Raw genomic sequence first — 25,117 nt, forward strand, 5'->3', positions numbered from 1 at the left:
AGATTCACTTTCTGCAAATTTAGAGCATTTTGCAGTCAGACGGAATCGTCTGGCGTCGCAGAAATGCGGCTAAAACAAGAGATTAGAGCATTTCATCCGTTTCCATGAAAACAAGAAATGCTCTAAATGAAATTTTAGCCTTACCTAAAGCGTGTCACGATCTTTCAGATTCACGCGACCCGCTTTAGGCCTTTGTTTTTACGCATGTCTTTATCTCGAAACTGGTTCCCAAGTCTCGAGAGACAAGCTTTAAGTCTTTACGGGCACAGGCGCGCCACAAAACTCTTCCACCTCAAAGCCGGGGCGAAATTGTCCAATACGGCGGATTTCCCACTGCAGGCAAATCCCGGAATTTTCAAAGACCTTCGCCCGTACCGTCTCGCCCAGACATTCCAGATCATAGGCGGTAGCTGACCCGGTATTGATCATGAAATTGCAATGCATGGGCGACATCTGCGCCCCGCCGATCATCAGCCCCCGGCAGCCAGCCTTGTCGATCTCTTTCCAGGACGAGGAGCCTTCCGGGTTCTTGAAGGTGGAACCGCCGGTTTTTTCCCTGATCGGCTGCACCGTCTCGCGGTGGTTTTGAACCTCATCCATCGCGGCACGAATGACATCCCGGTCCTCAACATAGCCTTCAAAAACAGCGGAGGTAAAAATCAAATCGGCAGGCACACTGCTGTGGCGATAGGAATAGCCCATATCGGCATTCGACAAGACATGCAGCCTGCCCTTGCGGTCCAGCGCCCGAACCTCAACGACCCGCTCACATGTTTCTGTGCCATTAGCGCCAGCATTCATGCGCAAGGCCCCACCGATGGCGCCGGGAATGCCATGGTAGAAATGGAAGCCGCCAATACCAGCCTCCCATGCTGCTGCCGCCACACGCTTGTCAGGGGCGGCGGCACCGGCGCGAATGCGTGTTTCAGAAATGGCCTCGACGCCGCCAAACCCTTTGGCGGAAAGGCGCACCACAAAGCCTGGAATACCGCCATCGCGCACCAGAAGATTGGAGCCGATGCCCACAACCGTCAGCGGCACCTCTTCAGGCAGGATTTTTAAAAAAGCGGCAAGATCATCTTCATCGGCTGGCTGGAACAGAGCATCTGCCAGCCCGCCGACGCGAAACCAGGTGATCTTGTCCATTTCAGCATCAGGCGTAATGCGCCCGCGCAAGCCGACAAGCCTGTCACCCAGACTGTCCAGCAGCGCCTGCCCCCTGCTCAATGTGCGTCTCCGTTCAATTCACCCGGTAAGGCATAGGCCCATTGCGTGATATTGCCAGCACCCAGAAAGATCACCAGATCACCGGAATCGGCCAGTTCGCGCACCAGCGGCGCAATGTCGGATGGCTGCGCAACATGGCGGGCATCACGATGCCCGGCAGCACGCATACGCGCAACCAGTTCCGCGCTCGACACATTTTCGATCGGGTCTTCTCCGGCAGCATAAACAGGCGCGACCATGATGGTGTCAGCATCATTAAAGCACACCGCAAACTCATCAAACAGGTCGCGCAAACGGGTGAAACGATGCGGCTGGGCAATGGCGATGACGCGGCCTTTGGTGGCATCGCGCGCCGCCTTCAAAGCCGCCTTGATCTCAACCGGATGGTGGCCGTAATCATCAAAGATCTCGACCCCCTGCCATGAACCCGTATGGGTAAAACGACGCTTGACGCCCCCGAATGAAGACAGGCCCTTGCGGATTTTCTCATCAGACAGCCCAAGCTCAATGGCAACCGCAATGGCAGCCGTTGCGTTGGAAACATTGTGATGACCGGGCATGGGCAGGCGAAGACCGGCAATAGCGCGCTCAAGACCCGTCTTGCGATCATGGATGATCACATCAAAGACCGAGACCGCACCATCCATGCGGTGATTGGCAAAGCGCACATCAGCCTGCGCATTCTCGCCATAGGTGACAACACGCCGATCGCCGATCCGGCTGACCAGCGCCTGCACTTCCGGGTGATCGATGCACATGACGCCAAAACCATAAAACGGCACATTTTCCACGAACTGGCGAAACGCATCGCGCACCTTGTCGAACGAGCCGTAATGATCAAGATGTTCAGGGTCGATATTGGTGACGACGGCAATATCGGCAGGCAATTTGAGGAAAGTGCCATCGCTTTCATCGGCCTCAACCACCATCCAGTCGCCGCCCCCCATGCGCGCATTGGTGCCATAGGCGTTGATGATGCCGCCATTGATGACCGTCGGGTCAAGCCCGCCAGCCTCCAGAAGTGTTGCCACCATGGAGGTGGTGGTTGTCTTGCCATGGGTGCCGCCAATGGCGATGGCATTGCGAAAGCGCATCAGTTCAGCCAGCATTTCGGCACGGCGCACCACCGGCAAAAGCTTTTCACGCGCAGCCATGATCTCGGGATTGCTGCTGCGAATCGCGGTTGAAACCACCACCACTTCAGCCTCACCGATATTTTCGGCGCGGTGGCCAACAAAGCATTCAATGCCTTTTTCACGCAGACGCTGCACATTGGCGCTGTCATTCTGATCCGAGCCTTGCACCTTGTAGCCCAGATTGTGCAGCACTTCGGCAATGCCGCTCATGCCGATGCCGCCAATGCCGATGAAATGCACAAGCCCTATCGTCTGCGGCATCTTCATGCTTGGTGATCCTTCCTGAAACTGTCCGGTGAGTGGCCCGACGCAATAGCCTCTGTCAGATCGGCGAGCAAGATGGCTGCATTGGGGCGACCGACCGAACGCGCCGCCTGCGCCATGGTTTCCAGCCTTTGCGGCTCCTGCATGGCAGCTTCCAGAAGCCTGGCCAGCTTTTGTGCATCCAGTGATGTCTGTGCATGAACCTGCGCCCCATTTGCTGCGGCAAGGGCTGCAGCATTGGCGGCCTGGTCATGATCCAGCGCATGCGGATAAGGCACCAGCAATGCGGGCCTGCCAATCACTGCAATTTCTGAAACGGTGGAAGCACCTGAGCGCGAGACGACCAGTTGCGCCTTGGCCATGCGTTCAGCCATATCGGTAAAAAAGGGCGAGACTTCAGCCGAAACGCCCAGTTTCGCATAGGCAGCCTTCACCTGCTCCAGATCATTTTTTCGCCCCTGCTGGGTTACAACAAGGCGCGCCTGCAAATTTTTCGGCAACAGCGCCACTGCCGCAGGCACAGCATCGGAAAAAAACTGTGCGCCCTGACTGCCGCCAAACACCAGCAGATGAAAAACCTCATTGCCGCTTGAGGTCACATAAGGCCGCTGCGAGGCCGCAATCACGGCTGGCCGCACCGGATTTCCGGTGGTGATCGTCTTGCGCCCGGCAGCACTGGCGTCTTCCGGTAAAAAGCCCCCGGCAATGGCGTTCACCCTTGCAGCCAGCGCCCGGTTGGCGCGCCCCATGACCGCATTCTGCTCATGAACAAGCGTCGGGCGGCCGCGTCTTGTGGCGGCATAAAGCGGTGGCAAGGTCGGATAGCCGCCAAAGCCGACAATGGCAGCCGGTTTTATACGCGCCATCAGCCTTGAGGCCTGGCGCACACCGCGCCACAGCCTCCAGAAGGCCTTGGCCAGCGCCAGCGGATTTTTCGAGCCAATGGTTGCCGAAGAAATTGTGTGGATTTCATCTGCCGGAAACTGCCCGGCAAAACGTTCGGCGCGGTCATCGGTTGCCAGATGCACGCTCCAGCCACGCGCCTTCAACTCATGCGCCAGCGCTTCAGCAGGAAACAGATGGCCGCCGGTTCCCCCTGCAGCCAGTAAAATAGTGCCCTTTGTCATTATTTTGTCGACAAGATCGTGCTGGAAAAACCATAGGCCAGCGGCTGACGCTTCTGTGGCTTGCGGCGGCTCAGCGCCAAAACCATGCCCATGGAAATGGCAATCGCAATCTGTGAGGACCCCCCATAAGACAGGAAAGGCAGCGTCATGCCCTTGGCTGGCATGAGTTGCAAATTCACACACATATTGATGACCGACTGGAAGCCAAACACGGTAACCAGACCACAAATGGCATAACGGCTGAAATCATCATGTTCTTTAAGCGCCACCGAAAGCCCGCGCAAAACGATGAAGGCAAAAATCGCTGCAATCACCATGCAGGAGATCAGGCCAAACTCTTCCCCGGCAACGGCAAACACAAAGTCGGCATGGCTGTCGGGAATCAGCCGCTTGATGGTGCCTTCCCCCGGCCCCAGCCCCAGCCAGCCGCCATTGACCAGCGCTTCATGACCCATATCGACCTGAAATGTGTCCCCCTCGCCGGTCAAAAAGCGGTCGATACGCCCGGCCACATGCGGGAAAAATTCATAGGCTGCAAACAAGCCGACAATGCCGATGACCCCAAGAACGATGATCCACATCCAGGACAGGCCGGCCATGAAGAACATCACGCCCCAGGTGCCGACCACCAGCAGCGTCTGGCCCATGTCCGGCTGCGCCAAAAGCAGCGCCACCACAAGGCAAAGCAGCAGCATGGCAAACATATTGCCCCGAATTTCAGGCTGGCGCTTATGTTCGGCAAACAGCCAGGCGCAGATGATCACAAAAGCGGGTTTCAAAAACTCCGATGGCTGGATCGAGACACTTGCCAATGACAGCCAGCGCCGCGCGCCCTTCACCTCAACGCCGACATAAAGCACGCTCACCATGAAGACCAGCATCACACACAGCATGATCAGCGCCAGCCGCCGGATCTGGCGTGGATTAAAGAAGGAAACAAACAGCATCACACCAAGCGCTGGAATGCTGAAAATAATCTGCCGGGTGGCAAAGTGGAAGGAATCAAGCCCGATGCGCTCGGCAACCGCCGGGCTGGCGGCAAAGGACAAGACAATGCCAAGGCCCAGAAGCGACAGGAAGGCGGCAAGAAACCAGCGGTCGATAGTCCACCACCAGTTGGAAATAGGGCTGGTATCGAGACGGCTTTGCATTACCGCATCCCTCCAATAGGCATAACGCCTTCAATCGCCAATGCGGCCTGCCTGAAGGCTTCACCGCGCAGCTCAAAATTTCTGAACTGATCAAAGCTGGCGCAAGCCGGTGACAATAAAACCACGGCTTCGCCTGCTCCATCATTTGCCGCATCCGCAGCCGCATGGTTAACCGCTGCCGCCAGAGTGCCGGAAATTTCATAAGGAACCGTTTCACCAAGCGTTGCTGAAAAGGCAGGCGCCGCCTCGCCGATCAGATAGGCCTTGGCAATGCGGGGAAACAGCCCGCGCAGCGCCTCGATCCCGCCTTCCTTGGGCAGTCCACCGGCAATCCAGTAAATACGCTCAAAACTCGACAAGGCAGGGGCGGCGGCTTCCGCATTGGTTGCCTTGGAATCATTGACAAACAGCACATCCCCCTTGCGCCCCACCTGCTCCATGCGATGGGCAAGACCGGGAAAGCTGGCAAAGCCAGCCTGTATTTCATCCATGGTCAGCCCCACGCTGCGGCAGGCAGCCAGTGCAGCCAGTGCGTTTTGGGCATTGTGCTGACCGCGTAGCGACCCGATGCCTTCCAGAAAGATAACCGGCGCATGACGCCCGTCAACCGCCTCAAACAATTGGCCTTTTTGTGCAAAATATCCATTTTTCAGCGGCAGGCGCTGTGAGATGCGGATTACTTTCTGGCCCGCCCGTTCCAGCCGGTCAGCCGCCTGCTCACAAAAACTGTCATCAACGCCGATAATGGCCACATCAGAGCCTGCAACCAGCTTTTCCTTGATCCCGGCATAATTTTGCATGGTGCCGTGGCGGTCGAGATGATCGGGCGTGAGATTGAGCAAAATGCCCGCTGTCGGGTTGAGCGAAGGGGCAAGATCGATCTGGTAGGAGGAACATTCCACCACATAGTGGCGCGATGTTGCGGGCGGATCGAGCGTCATCACCGCCCGGCCGATATTGCCGCCCATTTGCGTATCGCGCCCCGCTGATTGCAGCACATGGGCAATCAGTGCCGTGGTGGTGGATTTGCCATTGGTGCCGGTAATGGCAATGAAGGGGCAATCGGGTGCATGATGATTGCGCTCACGCACGAAAAGCTCGACATCGCCAATGATTTCGACACCGGCAGCACGCGCCAGATCCACACTCCAATGAGGTCTGGGATGAGTCAAGGGCACGCCCGGCGACAGAACAAATGCCGAAAAACGCGACCAGTCAGCGCCCCGCAAATCACCGGTGACAATGCCCACAGCATCGGCTTTTTCCACGCTTTGCGGATTGTCATCCCAGGCCAGCACATCTGCCCCGCCAGCCACCAGCGCCTGTGCGGTCGCCAGCCCCGAGCCACCCAGCCCGAAGAGTGCGACCTGTCTGCCAGCAAAAACCCGGGCCGGAATCATCTCCCACCTATCGCAGTTTGAGAGTTGAAAGCCCGATCAGGGCCAGAATGACGGCAATGACCCAGAAGCGGATCACCACCTGACTTTCGGTCCAGCCAAGCTTTTCAAAATGGTGATGGATCGGCGCCATCAGGAAAACGCGCTTGCCGGTCATCTTGAAATAGCCGACCTGAATGATGACGGATAAAATTTCGACAACGAACAAGCCGCCGATAATGGCAAGCACGATCTCATGCTTGGTAGCAACCGCAATGGTGCCGATCAGCCCGCCCAGCGCCAATGACCCGGTATCGCCCATGAAAATGGCGGCAGGCGGCGCATTAAACCACAAAAAGCCAAGGCCTGCCCCGATCACCGCCCCTAAAATAACCGCCAGTTCGCCTGTTCCGGGTACAAAGTGGATTTGCAGATAATCGGCAAAAATCGCGTTACCCGACAGATAGGCGATCACGCCAAAGGAAGCCGCCGCAATCATGATCGGCACAATGGCCAGCCCGTCCAGACCATCGGTAATGTTGACGGCATTGCCTGCCCCCACCACCACAAAGGCGGCGAAGGGAATGAAGAACCAGCCCAGATTGATCAGAAATTCCTTGGCGAAGGGAAAGGTCAGCGACGAGGAAAACGGCGCCTGCCCATTATGCATGATGACCCATGCGGCAATGCCGGCAATCAGGAATTCAAGAGAAAGCCGTGTCTTGCCCGAAAGGCCCAGATGCGATTGTTTTGTCACCTTCAGATAGTCATCATAAAAGCCGATTGCGCCAAATCCCAGCGTCACCAGCAGCACCACCCACACATAGACGCTGGAGAGATTGGCCCAAAGCAGCGATGAGATGACGATGCCGGTCAGGATCATCAAGCCACCCATGGTGGGTGTACCGGCCTTCTTGAAATGGGTCTGCGGGCCATCGGCACGGATCGGCTGACCCTTGCCCTGCCGCAGGCGCAGTGAGGCGATGATTGCCGGACCAAAGATGAAAACGATCAGCGCCGAGGTAATCAGCGCGCCGCCCGTGCGGAAGGTGATGTAGCGGAACACATTAAAGACCGTAATCCGGTCTGCAAATTCCACGAGCAGCGTCAGCATATGTTTTTAGTCCCCTGAGCCGGAAGGCTCATTGTTCAATTTCAGTCAAAAAAGCAGGATATTTTTCAAGCACTGTCTCGATGATTCTGGAAAAACCGATCCCCTTTGACGATTTGACCATCACCACATCACCCGGCTGCACCGTATCCATCAGCAGGCGCGCCAGATCATCAGCCTCATCGCGATGCACCACGGCAAGATGACTGGGCAAAACCTCCGCCAGCGCCTTCATATGCGGGCCAGCCAAAAGCACATGGCTGATACCGGTATCGACGATCAATTCGGCAAGCTGGGCATGAAGTTCATCTGCATGGTCGCCAAGTTCCAGCATATCGCCCAGCACGGCAATATGACGGCCCTCACCTTCGACCGGCGTAGCATTGAGCAGGTCAAGCCCCGCCTTCATCGAGGCCGGATTGGCATTATAGCTTTCATCAATCAGTGTAAATGAACCATCACCATGGGCAAGCCTGTGCTGGCGGCCACGCCCCTGCTGGGCCGGCAGGCTGCCCAGCGCCAGCGCCACCTGATCAATATCGGCCCCTACCAGATCAGCAGCGCCTAAAACAGCCAGCGCATTTTGTACCATATGGCGACCGGGCACACCAATGCGCGCCACCACCTCACGCCGCCCGATACGGGCCGTCATGGTCGAATGATCGGCATTGAGCACACAATTGATCAGCCGATAGGTCGAGCGCTGATGTTCGCCAAACCCCAAAACATGCTCCACACCCGCCTCGCGCGCCCTGGTGCCAAGCAGATTGGCGCGCGGGTCGTCACGGTTGATGAGGGCGGCACCGTCCGGCTCAACGCCTTCAAAAACCTCGGCCTTGGCCGCAGCAATCTCGTCAAGGTCGCTAAAGAAGCCGAGATGGGCAGCAGCCACCAGCGTAACAATCGCCACATGCGGGCGCACCATCTTGACCAGCGGGCGAATTTCATCCGGATGGTTCATGCCGATCTCAAACACGGCATAGTCCGTGTCTTGCGGCAGGCGCGCCAGCATCAAGGGCACACCCCAGTGATTGTTGAATGATTTATCCGAGGCATGCACGAGACCTGCCATACCAAGCACATGACGCAACGCTTCCTTGGTGGTGGTCTTGCCAGCCGATCCGGTAACGGCAATCACCTTGGCCCTTGTACGGGCGCGGGCTGATTCCGCCAATTTTTCCATGGCCACCAGCACATCGGGCACAACAATCATCGGCACCCGCAGGCGACCAAGTGCCGGCAGCTTGCCTTCGGCAACGACCAGCAGATGCGCGCCTGCCTTGATGGCGGCCGTGGCAAAATCATGCCCGTCCATGGTCTCGCCCTTGATGGCAAAAAAAGCGTCGCCCGGCTGCAAGGTTCGGGTATCAATGGAAATGCCTTGCACACCTTCGGGCATCTGCCCGAAGGGCCGCCCGTTCATGGCCTCAATCAGCGCATCCGTCGTCCACAGCCAGTTCATTGCGCCACCTCCTTCAGCGCATTTCGCACTTCTTCATGGTCGGAAAACGGGAAGGTTTTTACACCAATGGTCTGGCCTTCCTCATGGCCTTTGCCCGCCACAATCAGCGTATCACCGGCGCGCAGCATCCTGACGGCCTCATAAATTGCCTTGCGCCGATCCCCGATCTCGATGGCGTCGGGTGCAGCTTTCAGAATGGCTGAACGGATTTCAGCCGGAACTTCGGTGCGCGGATTGTCATCGCTAACAATGACCACATCCGCCAGACGCGCCGCAATCTCACCCATGATCGGGCGCTTGCCGCGGTCACGGTCGCCGCCGCAACCAAACACCACCATCACCCGCCCCGTGGTGAAGGGGCGCACAGCCGCCAACACATTTTCCAAAGCATCGGGCTTATGCGCATAATCGACATAAACAGGCGCACCATCTGTCGTGGTGCCAACCAGATCAAGACGGCCGGGCGCACCTTTGAGCTTTTCCAGTGCGGCAATCGCCTTTGCCGCCGGAGTTTTCGTTGCAATGGCAAGACCTGCCGCCACCAGCGCATTGGAAATCTGAAAATCGCCTGCCAGAGGCAGATCAATCTCGTAAATATCACCACCATGCATGATTTCAGCGCGCTGCTTGCCGCGCTCATGCTCGACCCGATTGAGTTTTAAAAAACTTCCCTTGCGGCCAACGCTCAAAACCTCAAGCCCGGCCTCCTTGGCTGCATCCATCGTCGCCTGCGTCCATGGATCATCGGCAAAAATGATCGCCGGTGCTCCCTTGGGCAGCAAATCGCGAAACAGTCGCAATTTGGCCGCGTGATAGCTTTCCATCGTCGGATGGTAATCCATATGGTCACGGCCAAGATTGGTGAAAGCGGCTGCCGCCAGTTGCACCCCATCCAGACGGTGCTGGTCCAGCCCGTGACTGGAAGCCTCCAGTGACGCATGGGTAACCCCGGCCTGCGCCAGTTCCGCCAGGATTTTGTGCAGCGCCACCGGGTCGGGCGTCGTCAGCGAGCCATAATCATTGCGCCCCGGCGCAACCACGCCGGTCGTGCCAATGGAGGCGGCGGCAAAACCACCTTGTTCCCATATCTGACGAATAAAGGCCGCAACAGAGGTCTTGCCGCTGGTGCCGGTGACCGCCACCATGGTTTTGGGCTGGACCTGATAGAATTTGGCAGCCGTCAAGGCCAAAGCGCGGCGCGGGTCGTCCACTTCAATGACCGGCACGGACACGGTATCATTGATGCCGCCCTTTGCAGCAACCACGGCAAGCGCGCCGCGCAAAACAGCATCCTGAGCAAAACTGGCGCCATCGGCCTTTGCACCGGCAAGCGCAAAAAACAGCATTCCAGGCTTGATGTCACGCGAATCCGACGACAGGCCGACAATCTCCGTATCGGAAGAAAACACCTCATCCAGAGGCACAATGCCGGTCAAATCATCACGTTTCATCTGGTTTCACTTACCCCTTCAGACTGCATCTTGGCCCCACAGAATCACTTAATAGGACGCAAGCGTTGCCGTATTTTCATGGCCGAAATCTGGCTCGACACCAAGCATTGCGGCTGAGCGGCGAATGATATTGGCAACCATGGGCGCAGCATTGAAGCCAGCGGTTGCACCCTGTCCTTCCAATGCCTTTGGCTCATCAATGATCGACAGCACCACATATTGCGGGTCATCCATCGGGAAGGCGGCAAGAAAAGCATTGAAACGCTTGCCGCTGACATAGCGTCCATTGACAACTTTTTCAGCCGTTCCGGTCTTGCCGCCGACATTATAGCCAGGAACCGTGGCGCGCCGACCAGATCCTTTTTCGGCATTGAGCGCATAAAGATAGCGCATGTCGGCACTGGTTTTTTCACTGACCACCCGCTGTGCACCAGCCATTGCCTCTTCCTGGCTGCGCGCCAGAAAGGTCGGGTTCATCAGATAGCCGCCATTCATCAGCGCGGCCGTTCCCACCGCTGTCTGCAAGGGTGTCGTGGTCATGCCATGGCCAAAGGAAATGGTGATGGAATGCACCTTCTTCCATGTCTTTGGCTCCACCGGACGCGCCACTTCCGGCAATTCGGTCTGCATCCGCTCCAAAAGCCCCAGCCGGTGCAAAAACTCGCGATGGCCCTCAATTCCGACAATATCAGCCTCACGCGCGGAGCCGATATTGGACGAATAGATAAACACTTCCGGCAGTGTCAGCACCCGGCCCTTGCCGTGAAAGTCACGGATTGTCTGCCGCCCGATGGTGATCGGGCGCGTCGCATCAAACGTCGAGTTCAGCGTCGCCTTGCCTGAATCCAGCGCCATAGCGGTGGTAAAGCTCTTCATCGTCGAGCCCATTTCATAAAGACCCGCCGACATGCGGTTGAGGCGGTCCTTGTCCTGCGCATGAACGGGATTATTGGGGTCAAAATCCGGCACCGACGCCATAGCCACCACTTCCCCGGTCTTGGCGTTCAGCACCACTGCACCGGCAGCGATCGCCTGGAAACGCTCCATGGCCGAAGAAATTTCATCATGCACAATATGCTGGACACGCAAATCAAGCGACAGCCGCACAGGAGCGAGATCTTTGGGCAGCGCCAGCCCACTTTGCTGAAGATCGGCAAGGCCCTGCCCGTCAATATATTTCTCAAGGCCGGAAATGCCCTGATTGTCGATATTGGTCATGCCGACAATATAGGCAGCCGTTGAGCCTGCCGGATAAAAGCGCCGTGTTTCGGTGCGAAAACCGATACCGGGAACGCCAAGCTGCATGATTGCCGATTGCTGGCGCGGCGTCAGCTGGCGTTGCAACCACACAAAACCGGCCCCGCTTCTGAGCTTGTTATAGGTCTGCTCATAGTTCAGTTCCGGCAGTACGGTGCGCAGCCGCTCAATCGCCTCATTGGCATCAACGATATGGCGCGGTTCGGCAAACAATGAGGAGGTCTTGATGTCAGTGGCCAGAACCTCGCCATTGCGGTCAATAATATCGGGACGCGCCGCCGTTACCCGGCTTGCCGGTGCGCCCGACGGAACCGGGTCCTGAAAGCCGAGATAGGCCAGCCTGCCGACAATGGTGGCGTAAATACCAAAAAACACCGCCATGGTCATGATGATACGGTTGCGTGTGCGCCCACCCGTCGATTTACGCGTTGAATCCATGACGATAGAAGTGTCAGCGGAATTGCCGACAGCCATCTGCGCCTTGCGCCGGAAGAGATTGAGCTTGCCAATCATTCAACAGCTCCCGTCCACATCTGGTCGATCAACTGTCCGGCTGCATCGGCTGCCGTAATTGCCTCAATGGTCAAAGGCCGCTCAGGCAGGCTGTCAATGCGGGCAAACTGATGCGGATCGACCGGTTCCAGCCCCAGCTGTTCCTGATAGCGCTCCACCAGCTTCTGCAACCGGGCAGGCTGGGTCAGCAGGCTCCAGTCGGCTTTCAGCAGATCAATGGTGTCTTCTTCCAGACGGATCTGCACCTGAAGCTTGCGCACCATTGCAAGCTGCTCGCCAGCATCGCGCTTGATTGTATAGGTCATGGCCGCCGCAGCTACCATGACGCCGATCAGGATAATGTCGCTGGTGCGAAACATGTTTATTTTTCTCCCGAAACAGCAGGCAGCCTGGGCAGACCAAAAATGGAGAGATCATTATTGCGGGGTGGCGCATCAGTGCGCAATGCTGCCCGCAGCCTGGCCGAGCGCGCCCGCGGATTGCGCGCAATCTCGGCCTCACCGGCAACAATGCCGCTGCCCTTGCGCTGGAAGGTTGCAGCCTTTGTCACCACTTGCGGCAGATGGCGCGACCCGGCAGCCGTCTCATCACGGTCAGCCAGAAAACGCTTGACGATGCGGTCTTCCAGCGAATGGAAACTCACCACCACCAGTCGCCCGCCGGGCTTCAACACCCGTTCAGCCGCAATCAGCGCTCGCGAAAGCTCGCCCAACTCGTCATTGACATAAATGCGCAGCGCCTGAAACACACGCGTGGCCGGATGAATCTTGTCCTTTGGCGCACGTCCGACCAGCGTTTCAATGGCGTCCGCCAGTTCCAGCGTGCGGGAAAAGGGGCATCTTTGCCGTTTTGCCTCAATCATGCGGGCAATGCGCCCGGCATGGCGCTCTTCACCCAAAAGACCAAAAATGCGGGTCAGGTCTGACACTTTATAGCTATTGACCACATCGGCAGCGCTCAAACCCGCCTGCGCCATGCGCATATCAAGCGGCCCGTCAGCCCGAAAAGAAAAGCCGCGCTCGGCCTGATCAAGCTGCATGGAAGAAACGCCAATATCGAGCACCACCCCATCGGCCTTGTCGACATGCACATCCAGTTTGGAAAACGGCGCCTGAACAAGACGCAGACGCCCTTCAGAATTGGCTTCCAGTGCCCGGCCCGCGGCGATAGCATCAGGATCACGATCAATGGCCACGACAAAAGCGCCGGTTTTGACAATAGCGCGCGTATAGCCACCGGCCCCGAAAGTGCCGTCAATGATCACATCACCCGGCTGTGGCGCCAATGCCGCAATCACCTCATCAAGAAGAACCGGAATATGGGGAGCAGCAGCCTTAGAAATATCGGTCATGGCGCGGCCTCGCCAGTTGTGGCCTGGCGCAGCTTCAACAGCCGTTGGCGTACCTTTGCACCATAGGCTGCCAGCCGTTCCGGCTCCCAAATCTGGAAAAACTGGCCGCGCCCGACAAAAGCCACATCCTGTGTGATGCCTGTATGAGCGCGAATAAAATCCGTCATGGTGATGCGCCCGTCCTGATCGAGTTTTAGAAAGCTGCCATCGCCATGGCAAAAGAAAGACATGTCGTCCGCCGTCTGCCGGAACGGGTCTTCCAGCGCGATTCGCTGCTCGTAGCGGTCGAGCAGATCGAAGCCTCCGACATCCATGGCGGGCTGATCCAGACATCTGAGCGCATAAAGTTCGCCATAGCCCCGCTTTTGCACAACGGAGCGGAAATGTGCGGGCACCGACACTCTTCCCTTGGCGTCGATCCTGTTGACAGAGCTTGACAGAAAACGGTTCATGATGCGCGCCAGCCATCCCCCTTTCCATCCTTGCGCCTGCACAGAAAAGGCGCAGGCCCTCATTCACGCTCTCACCTTGTTCCATGCAGGGTTTCATGCAGGCAAACACCATCCTGCGCGCAGTCGTAACAACTGCACGGCTGGTATGCATTTTACCCTGACACGAAACAAAGGCTTGAATCTGCAAATGGGATAACATGGGGCTTTATGGGCGTCAACGGGAACGGCGCGTCTGATTCCACATGAATTCCCCTTCCCACGGGCATTCATGCGGCATCCTTCTTTATCTTCCATTAAGCCTAACGAAGCGTTACCTCGCTGCCCCGGCAGGCTCAGTGTTTACAATATGAAAGCCACATGAACAGGCCGTTCAGAGCCGTTTCAGATGGCAGATGAGAAAGTGGCATGGTCATCACATGGAGGAGAAAATCATGACCATCAAAACTCTTGCAAAGCTGGCACTCATTGCTGGCACACTCGCCACCGCCACCACTGGCGCTTTTGCCTATTCGATCCACTACAAGGATGGCCGCTACAGCGTGACCTGTGACAATGGCGATCGCTGGACACGCGGCGATGGCACGCAGCAGATCACCCATGCAGATGCGGCCAATATCTGCGCCAAGCGCGGCAGCAGCATCATTGCCCCGGACCGCAACGATCCCACCCCGCGGGCAGCCAAAAAAGCCCCGGCCGGTTTTAGCAAGATGAACTGAATCCATTCATGAAGCGTGCACTTCATTTGCCGCATGGATATTGCACTCACAAAGTGGTAGATTATTTACCTTTTATAGCATTTGCGCAACCAGACGGGATTGTCTGGCTGCGCAAATGCGGTTGAAATAACAAGTCAGATCATTTCACCTGTTTTGATAAAAATTTGAAATGATCCGGGGAGCAGACCATGTCCGACAGCGACCACCGGCACATTGAACTATCCGGCGAACAGGCCAGCGGCCAGGACGCGCAAGGCAGCACATTGATGCCCATGCTGATCGTCGGGCTGGTGCTGATTGTGATCGGGGCGATAACAATCATGATATTCGTCTAAAAAAGCAGGGCTTGCCTGCTTGATCGGATAAAAACACCTGAAAGACTGCAGCTTCTTTTTAGCTGCATTATTGCGACGTCAGACGATTCCGTCTGTACTCACAAAATGCTCCAGGAAAAAAGATGCCAGCCGGCCTATAAGCCGGGTTCTGTATGGCCTTCCGCATCTTCACGACGCGGAGACGTGGCGACCATTCATCTTGGGCGCCTGTTACCAGACGCCTCACGCAACCTACCCGGGCGGTGAGCCGGAAACAGCCCTGAGAGTTTCCCCTCGCACCGCCCCTATTCGGTTTTGCTCCCGGTGGGGTTTACCTTGCCGCTTCCGTTACCGGTTGCGCGGTGGGCTCTTACCCCACCCTTTCACCCTTGCCGCGCTAAAGCACGGTGGTTTGCTTTCTGTGGCACTTTCCCTGGGGTCGCCCCCGCCGGCTGTTAGCCGGCACCGTGTTTCCATGGAGCCCGGACTTTCCTCACAAGCAGCCTTTCGGCTCTTGCTGGTGCGGCCGCCCGGCCGACTGGCAAAGCGTATAAAGGTGTTTGCCAGGCAAAAGGCAACAAAAAAGCGAAAGCCTTGCCTCAACTGGTGGGAATATCAGCCGCTGCCATATGCCCCTTCACCTTGCTGCAATAGGCTGAAGACACCGGGTTCATACGCTTGGCGGCATGGCCGGCATTGTATTTCAGGATCGTACCGCAGGTTGTGCCCCCACTCAGACTATGCGCCTTGGCAAGATATTTCATGCCATATTTGATATTTGTTTCCGGGTGAAACAGCCCCTTGGTCGAGCCGCTATAGCCCATCATGCGTGCTGTTGCGGGCTTGATCTGCATAAGGCCGACCTCCCCTGCCCGACCAAGCGCATCGGCGCGATAATTGCTCTCCACCTTGATGACGGCATGAGCCAGAGAAACCGGGACACCATAATTGGCCGCATATTGGTTGATCAGCGTGGAATATCGGGTTTTGGCAGAAGTCTTTCTGGCCTTGGTCTTTTTAGCTTTGGCTTTCTCAAGCCCGGCCTTGCTTTTTTCAGATTTCCTGGTTGCAGGCTTCTTGGTCTCGGACTTCTTGGTCGCAGGCTTTTCAACCTCCGCTTCTGTCTTGACGGCAAGATTTCCGCCCAGTTGCGGGTCGAAACGGTCAGCTTTAACCTCACCTGAGGCAACAAAAAGCATAGCGGCAGCAATGGCTGCCGTGAAAACGGTCAATTTATTCATCTGGTCCTGTTTGGTGTCAGGCGCGCGCAACAAGTCGCGGGCCAAAAATCTTGTATAACCGGGTTTTACTTGGGAGAAATTCCGGCTGGCTTGCGCGATGATTTGGGAAATGAAGCCGGACCAAAAATGGCAGAGCCGTTCAATTAAAATTACATTTTATTACAGAGGATGTTTTACAACTTAACATTCAAAGACTTACGGCAGAAAAAAAGTAACCGCTCAAGCGTCTTCAAAGTGGAACCATCGGCAATTCCGTCAACAATGCGGCGACGAAAATGGCGCTGAAAGGCTTCAACCACAATGCGCGTCTGGTCATCATAATGGCCGGTGATCTCCACCCCATAGCCATAAAGCGCCAGCATCGACTGTAATTCTTCAACATTTGACCCATGATCGCCTTGCGCCATAACGGGCCCCGGACGCACCGGAGAAGCTGCCACAAAATGCCCGACACCTGCCTCATACAGGCGCTTCCACGGGAATTTTTCGCCCGGATCAACCTTGCGCCCCGGCGCAATATCGGAATGGGCCAGCACTCTTTCAGGCCGCAGCGGATGGCGCTGCGCTATATCCTTGCAAAGCGCGATCACCGCATCGATCTGCCGTCGCGGAAAGGCTTTATAGCCAAACTGATGGCCGGGATTGACGATCTCGATGCCTATCGAAATGGAATTGATATCTGTCACGCCCTGCCAGGAACTGCGCCCTGCATGCCAGGCACGGTCGCTTTCACGCACCATCTGCACGACACGCCCATCCTCATGCACCAGATAATGCGAGGAAACCTCGCTTTCAGGATCACAAAGCCGGGCTTCGGCAGCCTCACCGCTTTCCATGCCCGTATAATGCAGGATGATCATATCAATCGGCAAGCCACCACGGCGCGGGCCAAAATTTGGTGACACCCTGATTTCTGCTGTAGCAAAATCGGGAGCAAAGCCACTCATGCCGCCTGCAATCTCTTCTCAATACGTTCATAGGCTGCATTGATCGCCGCCAGCCGCATTGTGGCAATCGCAACGAATTCCTGCGGCAGGCCCCGGCCAATCAGCCTGTCCGGGTGGTTTTCCTTCACCAGCTTGCGATAATGCTGCTTCACCTGCGCCAGCGGCAGACTGCGTGTAACCCCCAGCACAATATAAGGATCTGCTTCTCCAGGCTCGGCATGACGGGCATAAATCGTCTGGTAATGATCTTCTTCAATGGCAAAAATCGCGGCTACCCGGCGCAGGAAATCTTCTTCACGCTCATGCAACACGCCATCGGCAGTGGCAATGTGGAACAATCCGTCGAGCACATCTTCCAGCATCATGCAGTTGGGATGGCCGCTGCCGCACAGCCCTGCCATCTGCCGGGCATAGGCTTCAAAACCGGCCGTATCCTGCTTGGCAAGATCGTAAAGCCGCGCCACATGATGAGCTTCTTCCGGCGGAATTTCAAAAATGCTTTGAAATGCCCGCACCTCATCCTGGGTGACTTCCCCATCGGCTCTGGCCATCTTGGCGGACAGCGCAATCATGGCCACTGAAAACGCCACCTTGCGCCGCAGTTCAGGATCACCGGAAAAAACCGTGCGCACGGCCTCCACCATCTCGGTCAGGCCAGCAGTCGCCATAGAAGACAGGCGTTGAATAAAATCGCCGATACGGTTCCAGATAGACATGAAAACTGTTTAGAACATTTTGCCGCCGGATGGAAACATCTAGAGCATTTTCGGTGAAAACAGGATCACCTCTAATGCTCTATCTCTTTGTTTTTACGCATGTCTTTATCCCAAAACTGGTTCCCAGTTCGGGAGACAGGCTTTAGCGGCAAAATGTTCCAGGGTCAGGGTCCTAAAAAGGGCCAGCAAAAGCCGACCCCTTAAATGAAGTCCGGGAGGACGTAAAAATTACTCGGCAGGGGCCGGCATAATGGAATTATCTGTTGCCGGCGGAACAATCGGGGCCATCTCGTCAGGGGCCGCAGGTGCTGCCGGATTTTCATCAATCTGCGGCGTGGTGCTCTGAGTCGTGGTCGTATCCGAGCCACTATCGCTGCAAGCAGCAACGCCAAGCAGGGCCAAAGCGGTGAAAGAGGCAAGAACGAGCTTCTTCATGAGTTTAACTCCTTAAACAAAACACCCCCGCCTTGACTGGCGGTTGTCACTGTAATGCTCAAACCCGCTACCTGTTTCATAACATTGCGTTTCGCCTTGTAACAGCGCGCGCACTCATGCCGTTTTTTAAAAACAAAACTTTGAGGGAAGCTAAAAAATAAAATCTTGTGAAAACAGGCGTGTGAGCGCGGTTCGCAAGATGCCCGCTCAAACATATCAACCAATTATCAACCCTATTGAGCCATCACCGCAGATGAAATAATTCCGGCAACCGCCGCCCGACAACCACCGCAGGAATGTTGAGAAAAATGCGCCGACTTGTCTTTCTTGTCACGCTGACTCTGCTGGCCGCCTGCTCCACCACACTGGAGGATATGGCCCCCACCAGCAGCATGTCCACCATATCTGCAACAAGCGGCAAAGCACCCCGCTTTGGTGACAGCAAGCCACATGAATGGCGCACCATCACCCCGTGGCGCTATCCCGTACATGGAACCGATGTTTCCAAATACCAGACGTCCGTAGACTGGGATCAGGCGCGCAAGGCCGGCATTTCCTTTGCCTTCATCAAGGCCACTGAAGGCGGCGACCGGCTCGACAGTTCCTTTCATGAGCACTGGCGCAATGCAAAATCTGCCGGCGTGCCGCGTGGCGCCTATCATTTTTACTATTTCTGCCGCCCGGCAACCGAACAGGCCCACTGGTTCATCCGCAATGTTCCCAAGGATGCGTCCTCGCTACCGCCGGTGCTCGACATGGAGTGGAACCCGCTTTCGCCCAGTTGCAAATTGCGCCCGCCGCCTGAAACTGTGCGCAAGGAAATGTCGATTTTTCTCAAAACCATCGAAAACCATTACGGCAAGAAGCCGATCATCTACACATCCATCGACTTCTTCGATGACAACAACCTGTCCACCTTCCATGGCTATCCCTACTGGTTGCGCTCGGTGGCAGGCCACCCGTCGGAGCGCTATGGCTCCCACCCCTTCACCTTCTGGCAATATAGCGGCACCGGCATTGTGCCGGGCATCAAGGGCAATGCAGATGTCAACGCCTTTAACGGCTCACAAGCCGCCTGGCGCGACTGGTTGCGGCAGAACACCCGTTGACAGTGTCAAGATGATCGCATTGATGGAAACCGCCGTATCACTGATTTTTTAAAAACACGGTCAAAAATTCCAAATTCCTCCCTCCAATCGGGAAGCATGATATGCGTATGCCTGTTCTTGCCCTTGCCACTTTACTGACTGCCTTTTCGCCAGCCGCCTTTGCTCAGGACTGCGGCGCTAATTTTGAAATGTGGCGGCAAGGTGTTGCTGAGGAAGCCCGGGCGGCAGGCGTTGGTGAAACGGGCTTGCGCGCATTGGCGGGGGCCAGCATCGACCCGCGCGTTCTGGCCCGCGACCGCGCACAAGGTGTATTTGCGCAAACCTTCATCGAATTTTCCAACCGCATGATTTCGGAATATCGGCTCAAGCATGGCGCGGCCAATATGGCCAAATATGCCGCTGTTTTTGACCGCGCCGAGCAGGAATATGGCGCTCCTGCTGCTGTCATCACCGCTTTTTGGGCGCTGGAAACCGATTTTGGCGCGGTGCAGGGCGATTTTCTCACCCTTAACGCCCTAGTGACACTGGCGCATGATTGCCGCAGGCCACAACTCTTCCGTAAACATCTGGTGCCACTGCTGACACTGATTGACCGTGGAATCCTGCCTGCCGATGTGCAGGGCGCATGGGCCGGTGAAATCGGCCAGACACAAATTCTGCCTGCCGACTATCTCGACAATGGTGTCGATGGCGACAATGACGGCATTGTCGATCTGCGCAACAGCGCTGCTGACGCCATCATGACCACGGCCAAGAAAATCCAGTCGCGTGGTTGGGTTCCCGGCCAGCCATGGATTGAGGAAGTTCGTGTTCCTGACAATCTGCCATGGGAAGATACCAGCCGGGCCAACAGACTGCCTGTCTCGCAATGGAATGCGTGGGGCCTCACCCGCCCGGACGGCAGCGCACTTGCCGACACCGGCCAAAGTGCCGGACTTGCCCTGCCGATGGGTCGCAAGGGGCCTGCTTTTCTGACCTATGACAATTTTGAAGTCTATCTGAAATGGAACCAGTCCTTCACCTATGCGCTGACTGCTGCCGTGCTGGCCACCCGATTTGAAGGCGCGCAGCCTTACGATCCACGCACGCCCGAACCTGGCCTCGACATGGATAAAATGAAGGAATTGCAGCGCAAGCTTCAGGCCCATGGCCATGATGTGGGCAATGTCGATGGCATTCTTGGCGCCAATACGCGCGAAGCTGTGCGCCTGATGCAGATGCAGCTTGGTATGCCCGCCGATGGCTGGCCAACACCCGACCTGCTGTCCCGGCTGTAATTTTTTCCTTTTTAAAATTTTTCCTTTTTAAAGTTTGCTCAACCTGATTCTATCCGAACTGGTGGAAAACCACATCCGTCTGCGCTCTGCCCTCGCCTTTTTTGCCGTCAGTCCGTCACAATTTACACACAAAGATTAAACGAAATTAACCAGCATTTTCAATGGGAAGATCAAAGTTCCCTCATGAATCTGACACAATGCAACAAAATTTTTACTTGTATGAACGACGAAAACTCTTAAGTTCCGACGATAGCTTTTCAGAAGGAGGCTACTTATGGGACTTACAAGACCGATCAATGCATTGATCTTGTGCGCCACATTCGCCTTTGTCGGCGCGCTGATTATCGGTGTTCTGCCCTGATCGCAAAAGCGGATGGACGGACAAAATAGAAAGCCAGTATCTGAAAACAAAATTGAGAAAAGGCCGGGTTTTACAAAACCCGGCCTTTTTGATTCTGACATCTGTTTTGCAGCAGGCCCCGGCAGCGGCAGCGGCAGACCCAAGCAGCGGCAGGCTTTTCATTTACTCCCGAAGCGGGGGGTGGACACCGATCACGGCACACACCGCAAAGGTCAGGTCAGCCCAGTGCAGATTTCAGAGGGACAACAGGGTCCGCCACCAGCAGGCGTCGATCCCGGCCCAGCCATAATTTAACGGTCAAACGCAGCCCATCATTGCCACGCGGCGCAAATTCCTGACTGTTTTCAAGCTCAAGTCCAGCATCGGCAAACCATTCCGCAATCTGTGTATCGGAAAACCCGAGACGCTGATGCGCATGCTCATCACGCAAGAATTCCAGCGTGTGGGGCGCAAAATCGACAATGATCAACCGACCGGAAGGGCGCAGCAAACGTGCCGCCTCCATTATGGCGCGCGCCGGATCATCCAGATAATGCAGCACCTGATGGATGGTCACCAGATCATAAGCGTCACGCTCCACCGGCGGCGCAAAAACATCACCCTGGCGCACCTGCGCATTGCTGATCCCGGCGCGCTCCAGATTGGCACGTGCGACCGCCAGCATTTCGCGCGACATATCAATACCAACGCCGCGCCGATAAAGCGGCGCCAGAATTTCCAGCAAACGCCCGGTGCCGGTGCCAAGATCAAGCATGGACTGGAATGGACGCTTGCCAACCAGTTCCAGAAGCCCGGCCTCCACCGCCTTGTCGGGCACATGCAGCAAGCGGATTTCATCCCAGCTAGCGGCATTTTGTGAAAAATACTCCGCAGCCCTTTCCTGCCGACGGCGTTTTACTTCAGTCAGACGCTCCATGTCGCGTTCAATCTGGACATCTTCAGGATCAAGGCCCGCAACCAGGCCCAGCACAAAGGCACGCGCCACTTCCTGATCTGACAGCCGGAAAAAGGCCCATGACCCTTCCTGATAGCGGCCGATCAATTCAGCCTCCAGCAGCAGCTTGAGATGGCGCGACACACGCGGTTGCGACTGACCAAGAATTTCGGTGAAATCCGAAACCGTCAAATCGCCTTGCACCAGAAGCGCCAGAATTCGCAAGCGGCTGGATTCAGCGGCCGCCTTTAATGTATTGACCATTATGTCAAGCGCGACATTCATATTCAGGCTCATTCCAGTCCATTGAAAATTCACATAAAGATATGCTTATATCATCTTCAAAGAAAGGCAATGAGCAATTTTCATTGCACTCCCGGTTGCATGAATGCCGGTTCCATGAACGCCCAATCTCATAAATGGAGGCAGCCATCATGCTGGAAACACGCGAAGGCGAAAAAACACTCGATAACGATCCTGCCAGCCTGCCGCCTGATGGTCATGTCATCTTTATCGGCCACATTGTTTCACCATGGAAACAGCGCCAGCAATGCCCAAAGAACATGAAACAGGCCCGCGAGCGCAAGGCGGCTGCCACGCTGGTGCTGGCTCCTCTCTATCGCGAAGGACTGTCCGGGCTGGAGGGGTTTACCCACCTCCATATCTTGACATGGCTGCACCATGCGCCCCGGAATCTGATTGTTCAAAAGCCACGCCATGCACTTGAGGCCAAAGGCGTTTTTGCGCTGCGCTCACCGGCAAGGCTAAACCCGATCGGCCTGCACACGGCCCGTATTCTCTCAATGGACCAATGCACCGGCACAATTGAAATTGACGCCATCGATGTGCTTGACGGCACGCCGGTTCTCGACATCAAACCCTATTTTGCAAGCACCGACAGCATTTTGGATATGGCTCTTGAAGGCACGCATAAATGATCCGGCCAACGGGGCGGCGCAAGGCCATCGCCAGAGCGCTCACCACGCTGCTGCCGCTGGCTCCGCTTGCCGATATTGAAACCATTCGCCGTGATGCAGCAGCCCCGCACTTAAAAACACTGCCTGTCTCGATTGCCGTATGGCTGGCGACAATTGCCCATATCCGCCACGACCATACAGATTACGAAAAGCTTCTGGCTGAGGGGTATGATCGCGATTCAGCCCGTTTCTTTGTCATTGATCAGATCAATGGCTGGCTGACGAAATGGCGCGCCACCCGCCTGCTCGACCCCGATGATGAGGATGTGTGAGGCATTTTCTTCTATCTCAACCATAATAAAAAATGCCCCGTATCTAAAGCCTGTCTCCCGAGACTTGAGAACCAGTTTCGGGATAAAGACATGCGTAAAAACAAAGGCTTAAAGCGGGTCGCGTGAATCTGAAAGATTGCGACACGCTTTAGCGGGGCATTTGATTTCCTGGCAACAGACAGATCAGCGCGTCAGGCGCTTGTAGGTCATCCGGTGCGGATTGACCGCCTCCGGCCCCAGCCTGCGGATCTTGTCCTGCTCATAATCCTCAAAATTGCCCTCAAACCATTCAACATGGCTGTCGCCTTCAAAGGCAAGGATATGCGTGGCCAGACGGTCGAGGAACATACGATCGTGAGAGATGATGACGGCGCAACCGGCATAGCTTTCCAGCGCATCTTCCAAAGCCGCCAGCGTCTCGGTGTCGAGGTCGTTGGTCGGTTCGTCGAGCAGCAGCACGTTGCCGCCATTGCGCAGCATCTTGGCCAGATGCACGCGGTTGCGCTGACCACCTGAAAGATTGCCCACCTTCTGCTGCTGGTCCTGACCGCGGAAGTTGAAGGACGAGCAATAGGCGCGGGTATTGGCGTCAAACTTGCCAAGCTTGACCACTTCCGCACCGCCGGAAATCTCTTCCCAGACCGTCTTGTTGGGATCGAGCGCATCGCGGCTCTGGTCCACATAGCCAAGTTTGACCGTCTCACCGATGCGGATTGTTCCTGAATCAGGCGTTTCCTGCCCCGTAATCATCCGAAACAGCGTGGTCTTGCCCGCACCATTGGGACCAATCACACCGACAATGCCGCCGGGCGGCAGTTTGAACGACAGATTTTCAATCAGCAATTCGTCGCCAAAGCCCTTTGACAGGCTATCGACCTCAATGACCACATTGCCCAGACGCTCACCATGCGGAATGACGATCTGCGTGTCGGTCGGGCGACGTGAATCGGCTGCCACCAGCAGATCCTCAAACGCCTTGATGCGCGCCTTCGACTTGGTCTGCCGGGCCTTGGGGCTGGACTGAATCCACTCACGCTCGCGGCTGATGGCGCGCTGGCGGGCATCGTCCTCACGGCCTTCCTGCTTGAGGCGCTTGGCCTTGGCTTCCAGATATTTGGTGTAATTGCCTTCATAGGGAATGCCGCGGCCGCGATCCAGTTCCAGAATCCAGCCGGTCACATTGTCGAGGAAGTAGCGATCGTGGGTGATGAGCAGCACAGCGCCCTTGTAAGCGCGCAAATGCTTTTCCAGCCATGATGTGGTTTCAGCATCCAGATGGTTGGTCGGCTCGTCGAGCAGCAGAAGGTCGGGCTCTTCCAGAAGCAGACGGCACAGCGCCACGCGGCGGCGCTCACCACCTGAAAGCTTGGTCACATCGGCATCAGCCGGCGGGCAGGCCAGCGCATCCATGGCCATTTCCACCTGCTGTTCCAGATCCCACAGGTTCAGGCGGTCCATTTCATCCTGAAGTTTGGCTGATTCTTCCGCCGTCTCGTCGGAATAATTCATCATCAGCTCATTATAGCGCTCGATGATGGCGGTCTTTTTGGCCACGCCATCCATGACGTTTTCAAACACCGTCTTGTTGGGGTCGAGGTCCGGCTCCTGCGCCAGATAGCCAACGGTTGCCCCTTCAGCCAGCCAAGCTTCACCCGAATATTCGGTATCAAGCCCGGCCATGATCTTCAAAATGGTCGATTTACCGGCGCCATTGGGCCCCAAAATGCCGATCTTGGCGTCGGGATAGAATGAGAGATGGATATTTTCCAGCACCTTCTTGGTGCCGTAGGCCTTGTTGAGGCCGGCCATATGGTAGATGAACTGGCGTGCCACGCGCTTTTCCTTGAATAAACGGTCATTGGAGGTTGGCCGCTATGTAAGCGATGCCCGCCCAAACAGCAACTCCCAGAACGCAAACCCGCCTAAATCCGCTTGAGCAA

The 25,117-nt window shown here is 56.2% G+C and carries 25 protein-coding genes and 1 other RNA gene; 6 read left to right on the forward strand and 20 right to left on the reverse strand.

The window, feature by feature from the left end; translation table 11 throughout:
- Window positions 1–249 precede the first annotated feature (249 nt).
- The 12 genes from murB to mraZ are packed head-to-tail and all read right to left on the reverse strand — an operon-like array spanning window position 250 to window position 13,878.
- Window positions 250–1,227, reverse strand: a complete 978-nt coding sequence (gene murB, locus ACFPLB_RS16165) for a UDP-N-acetylmuramate dehydrogenase (protein WP_378231560.1) — start codon at window positions 1,225–1,227, stop codon at window positions 250–252.
- Window positions 1,224–2,630, reverse strand: coding sequence for a UDP-N-acetylmuramate--L-alanine ligase (gene murC / locus ACFPLB_RS16170; protein WP_378231562.1), 1,407 nt, complete (start codon window positions 2,628–2,630; stop codon window positions 1,224–1,226). Before murC ends, murB begins: the two co-directional genes overlap by 4 nt.
- Entirely contained in the window at window positions 2,627–3,754 is a 1,128-nt protein-coding gene (gene murG / locus ACFPLB_RS16175; RefSeq protein WP_378231563.1) for an undecaprenyldiphospho-muramoylpentapeptide beta-N-acetylglucosaminyltransferase, read from the reverse strand. Before murG ends, murC begins: the two co-directional genes overlap by 4 nt.
- Window positions 3,754–4,905, reverse strand: a complete 1,152-nt coding sequence (ftsW, locus tag ACFPLB_RS16180) for a putative lipid II flippase FtsW (protein WP_378231564.1) — start codon at window positions 4,903–4,905, stop codon at window positions 3,754–3,756. The genes murG and ftsW overlap by 1 nt, the downstream gene beginning before the upstream one ends.
- Window positions 4,905–6,305, reverse strand: a complete 1,401-nt coding sequence (murD, locus tag ACFPLB_RS16185; protein WP_378231566.1) for a UDP-N-acetylmuramoyl-L-alanine--D-glutamate ligase — start codon at window positions 6,303–6,305, stop codon at window positions 4,905–4,907. Before murD ends, ftsW begins: the two co-directional genes overlap by 1 nt.
- 7 nt (window positions 6,306–6,312) lie before the next feature.
- Window positions 6,313–7,395 (reverse strand): phospho-N-acetylmuramoyl-pentapeptide-transferase, encoded by a 1,083-nt coding sequence (mraY, locus tag ACFPLB_RS16190; protein ID WP_378231568.1) that lies wholly within the window; start codon window positions 7,393–7,395, stop codon window positions 6,313–6,315.
- Window positions 7,396–7,423: 28 nt separating this feature from the next.
- Window positions 7,424–8,854, reverse strand: coding sequence for a UDP-N-acetylmuramoylalanyl-D-glutamyl-2,6-diaminopimelate--D-alanyl-D-alanine ligase (locus ACFPLB_RS16195; protein ID WP_378231570.1), 1,431 nt, complete (start codon window positions 8,852–8,854; stop codon window positions 7,424–7,426).
- On the reverse strand, window positions 8,851–10,305 hold the full coding sequence (locus ACFPLB_RS16200) for a UDP-N-acetylmuramoyl-L-alanyl-D-glutamate--2,6-diaminopimelate ligase (protein ID WP_378231572.1): 1,455 nt from the start codon (window positions 10,303–10,305) through the stop codon (window positions 8,851–8,853). Before ACFPLB_RS16200 ends, ACFPLB_RS16195 begins: the two co-directional genes overlap by 4 nt.
- 48 nt (window positions 10,306–10,353) lie before the next feature.
- Entirely contained in the window at window positions 10,354–12,075 is a 1,722-nt protein-coding gene (locus ACFPLB_RS16205; protein WP_378231574.1) for a peptidoglycan D,D-transpeptidase FtsI family protein, read from the reverse strand.
- Window positions 12,072–12,434: a cell division protein FtsL gene (gene ftsL / locus ACFPLB_RS16210; RefSeq protein WP_378231576.1), complete on the reverse strand. Its 363-nt coding sequence runs from the start codon at window positions 12,432–12,434 to the stop codon at window positions 12,072–12,074. Before ftsL ends, ACFPLB_RS16205 begins: the two co-directional genes overlap by 4 nt.
- 2 nt (window positions 12,435–12,436) lie before the next feature.
- On the reverse strand, window positions 12,437–13,426 hold the full coding sequence (gene rsmH, locus ACFPLB_RS16215; RefSeq protein WP_378231578.1) for a 16S rRNA (cytosine(1402)-N(4))-methyltransferase RsmH: 990 nt from the start codon (window positions 13,424–13,426) through the stop codon (window positions 12,437–12,439).
- Window positions 13,423–13,878, reverse strand: coding sequence for a division/cell wall cluster transcriptional repressor MraZ (mraZ, locus tag ACFPLB_RS16220; protein WP_378231723.1), 456 nt, complete (start codon window positions 13,876–13,878; stop codon window positions 13,423–13,425). The genes rsmH and mraZ overlap by 4 nt, the downstream gene beginning before the upstream one ends.
- 431 nt (window positions 13,879–14,309) lie before the next feature.
- Between mraZ and ACFPLB_RS16225 the strand changes: the two genes are divergently transcribed.
- Entirely contained in the window at window positions 14,310–14,594 is a 285-nt protein-coding gene (locus tag ACFPLB_RS16225) for a hypothetical protein (RefSeq protein WP_378231580.1), read from the forward strand.
- 188 nt (window positions 14,595–14,782) lie between these two features.
- Window positions 14,783–14,929: a hypothetical protein gene (locus ACFPLB_RS16230; RefSeq protein ID WP_378231582.1), complete on the forward strand. Its 147-nt coding sequence runs from the start codon at window positions 14,783–14,785 to the stop codon at window positions 14,927–14,929.
- Between the two features lie 121 nt (window positions 14,930–15,050).
- On the opposite strand, the gene rnpB is transcribed toward ACFPLB_RS16230, so the two are convergent.
- From rnpB to ACFPLB_RS16255, 5 genes are all read right to left on the reverse strand, one after another.
- Window positions 15,051–15,450: RNase P RNA component class A (gene rnpB / locus ACFPLB_RS16235), an RNA gene on the reverse strand.
- A 57-nt stretch (window positions 15,451–15,507) separates the two neighbouring features.
- A complete protein-coding gene (locus ACFPLB_RS16240) occupies window positions 15,508–16,149 on the reverse strand; it encodes a lytic transglycosylase domain-containing protein (RefSeq protein ID WP_378231584.1) in 642 nt (213 codons plus the stop codon).
- A 173-nt stretch (window positions 16,150–16,322) separates the two neighbouring features.
- The gene (locus ACFPLB_RS16245; RefSeq protein ID WP_378231586.1) at window positions 16,323–17,096 is read right to left on the reverse strand and encodes an N-acetylmuramoyl-L-alanine amidase; all 774 of its coding nucleotides are present in this window, start codon (window positions 17,094–17,096) and stop codon (window positions 16,323–16,325) included.
- Window positions 17,093–17,812, reverse strand: a complete 720-nt coding sequence (locus ACFPLB_RS16250) for a TerB family tellurite resistance protein (protein ID WP_378231587.1) — start codon at window positions 17,810–17,812, stop codon at window positions 17,093–17,095. Before ACFPLB_RS16250 ends, ACFPLB_RS16245 begins: the two co-directional genes overlap by 4 nt.
- Window positions 17,813–18,040: 228 nt before the next feature.
- Entirely contained in the window at window positions 18,041–18,247 is a 207-nt protein-coding gene (locus tag ACFPLB_RS16255) for a hypothetical protein (protein WP_378231588.1), read from the reverse strand.
- Window positions 18,248–18,555: 308 nt separating this feature from the next.
- Between ACFPLB_RS16255 and ACFPLB_RS16260 the strand changes: the two genes are divergently transcribed.
- Window positions 18,556–19,356 carry a glycoside hydrolase family 25 protein gene (locus ACFPLB_RS16260; RefSeq protein WP_378231590.1) on the forward strand — a complete coding sequence of 267 codons (801 nt, stop codon included), beginning with the start codon at window positions 18,556–18,558 and terminating at the stop codon, window positions 19,354–19,356.
- Window positions 19,357–19,457: 101 nt separating this feature from the next.
- Window positions 19,458–20,633 carry a lytic murein transglycosylase gene (locus ACFPLB_RS16265; RefSeq protein ID WP_378231591.1) on the forward strand — a complete coding sequence of 392 codons (1,176 nt, stop codon included), beginning with the start codon at window positions 19,458–19,460 and terminating at the stop codon, window positions 20,631–20,633.
- A 135-nt stretch (window positions 20,634–20,768) separates the two neighbouring features.
- On the opposite strand, the gene ACFPLB_RS16270 is transcribed toward ACFPLB_RS16265, so the two are convergent.
- Together ACFPLB_RS16270 and ACFPLB_RS16275 are read right to left on the reverse strand one after the other, a co-directional pair.
- Window positions 20,769–21,137 (reverse strand): hypothetical protein, encoded by a 369-nt coding sequence (locus ACFPLB_RS16270; protein ID WP_378231593.1) that lies wholly within the window; start codon window positions 21,135–21,137, stop codon window positions 20,769–20,771.
- Window positions 21,138–21,211: 74 nt separating this feature from the next.
- Complete coding sequence (locus ACFPLB_RS16275) at window positions 21,212–22,213, reverse strand: ArsR/SmtB family transcription factor (RefSeq protein WP_378231595.1); 1,002 nt, start codon at window positions 22,211–22,213, stop codon at window positions 21,212–21,214.
- Window positions 22,214–22,362: 149 nt separating this feature from the next.
- Between ACFPLB_RS16275 and tsaA the strand changes: the two genes are divergently transcribed.
- Both tsaA and ACFPLB_RS16285 read left to right on the forward strand, forming a co-directional pair.
- Window positions 22,363–22,866: a tRNA (N6-threonylcarbamoyladenosine(37)-N6)-methyltransferase TrmO gene (gene tsaA, locus ACFPLB_RS16280; protein WP_378231597.1), complete on the forward strand. Its 504-nt coding sequence runs from the start codon at window positions 22,363–22,365 to the stop codon at window positions 22,864–22,866.
- Window positions 22,863–23,177, forward strand: a complete 315-nt coding sequence (locus ACFPLB_RS16285) for a DUF2293 domain-containing protein (protein WP_378231599.1) — start codon at window positions 22,863–22,865, stop codon at window positions 23,175–23,177. Before tsaA ends, ACFPLB_RS16285 begins: the two co-directional genes overlap by 4 nt.
- A gap of 183 nt (window positions 23,178–23,360) precedes the next feature.
- Here the strand turns inward: ACFPLB_RS16285 and ettA are convergent, their stop codons facing one another.
- The gene (gene ettA, locus ACFPLB_RS16290) at window positions 23,361–25,010 is read right to left on the reverse strand and encodes an energy-dependent translational throttle protein EttA (protein ID WP_378231600.1); all 1,650 of its coding nucleotides are present in this window, start codon (window positions 25,008–25,010) and stop codon (window positions 23,361–23,363) included.
- Window positions 25,011–25,117 lie beyond the last annotated feature (107 nt).

Source organism: Aquamicrobium segne, from assembly GCF_042656785.1.
GTDB lineage: Bacteria > Pseudomonadota > Alphaproteobacteria > Rhizobiales > Rhizobiaceae > Mesorhizobium > Mesorhizobium segne.

Coding starts and splice junctions, on each gene's coding strand:
- murC (WP_378231562.1), bottom strand. CDS start 2,630: ATGAAGATGCCGCAGACGATAGGGCTTGTGCATTTCATCGGCATTGGC.
- murG (WP_378231563.1), bottom strand. CDS start 3,754: ATGACAAAGGGCACTATTTTACTGGCTGCAGGGGGAACCGGCGGCCAT.
- ftsW (WP_378231564.1), bottom strand. CDS start 4,905: ATGCAAAGCCGTCTCGATACCAGCCCTATTTCCAACTGGTGGTGGACT.
- murD (WP_378231566.1), bottom strand. CDS start 6,305: ATGATTCCGGCCCGGGTTTTTGCTGGCAGACAGGTCGCACTCTTCGGG.
- mraY (WP_378231568.1), bottom strand. CDS start 7,395: ATGCTGACGCTGCTCGTGGAATTTGCAGACCGGATTACGGTCTTTAAT.
- ACFPLB_RS16195 (WP_378231570.1), bottom strand. CDS start 8,854: ATGAACTGGCTGTGGACGACGGATGCGCTGATTGAGGCCATGAACGGG.
- ACFPLB_RS16200 (WP_378231572.1), bottom strand. CDS start 10,305: ATGAAACGTGATGATTTGACCGGCATTGTGCCTCTGGATGAGGTGTTT.
- ACFPLB_RS16205 (WP_378231574.1), bottom strand. CDS start 12,075: ATGATTGGCAAGCTCAATCTCTTCCGGCGCAAGGCGCAGATGGCTGTC.
- ftsL (WP_378231576.1), bottom strand. CDS start 12,434: ATGTTTCGCACCAGCGACATTATCCTGATCGGCGTCATGGTAGCTGCG.
- rsmH (WP_378231578.1), bottom strand. CDS start 13,426: ATGACCGATATTTCTAAGGCTGCTGCTCCCCATATTCCGGTTCTTCTT.
- mraZ (WP_378231723.1), bottom strand. CDS start 13,878: ATGAACCGTTTTCTGTCAAGCTCTGTCAACAGGATCGACGCCAAGGGA.
- ACFPLB_RS16225 (WP_378231580.1), top strand. CDS start 14,310: ATGACCATCAAAACTCTTGCAAAGCTGGCACTCATTGCTGGCACACTC.
- ACFPLB_RS16230 (WP_378231582.1), top strand. CDS start 14,783: ATGTCCGACAGCGACCACCGGCACATTGAACTATCCGGCGAACAGGCC.
- ACFPLB_RS16240 (WP_378231584.1), bottom strand. CDS start 16,149: ATGAATAAATTGACCGTTTTCACGGCAGCCATTGCTGCCGCTATGCTT.
- ACFPLB_RS16245 (WP_378231586.1), bottom strand. CDS start 17,096: ATGAGTGGCTTTGCTCCCGATTTTGCTACAGCAGAAATCAGGGTGTCA.
- ACFPLB_RS16250 (WP_378231587.1), bottom strand. CDS start 17,812: ATGTCTATCTGGAACCGTATCGGCGATTTTATTCAACGCCTGTCTTCT.
- ACFPLB_RS16255 (WP_378231588.1), bottom strand. CDS start 18,247: ATGAAGAAGCTCGTTCTTGCCTCTTTCACCGCTTTGGCCCTGCTTGGC.
- ACFPLB_RS16260 (WP_378231590.1), top strand. CDS start 18,556: ATGCGCCGACTTGTCTTTCTTGTCACGCTGACTCTGCTGGCCGCCTGC.
- ACFPLB_RS16265 (WP_378231591.1), top strand. CDS start 19,458: ATGCGTATGCCTGTTCTTGCCCTTGCCACTTTACTGACTGCCTTTTCG.
- ACFPLB_RS16275 (WP_378231595.1), bottom strand. CDS start 22,213: ATGAATGTCGCGCTTGACATAATGGTCAATACATTAAAGGCGGCCGCT.
- tsaA (WP_378231597.1), top strand. CDS start 22,363: ATGCTGGAAACACGCGAAGGCGAAAAAACACTCGATAACGATCCTGCC.
- ACFPLB_RS16285 (WP_378231599.1), top strand. CDS start 22,863: ATGATCCGGCCAACGGGGCGGCGCAAGGCCATCGCCAGAGCGCTCACC.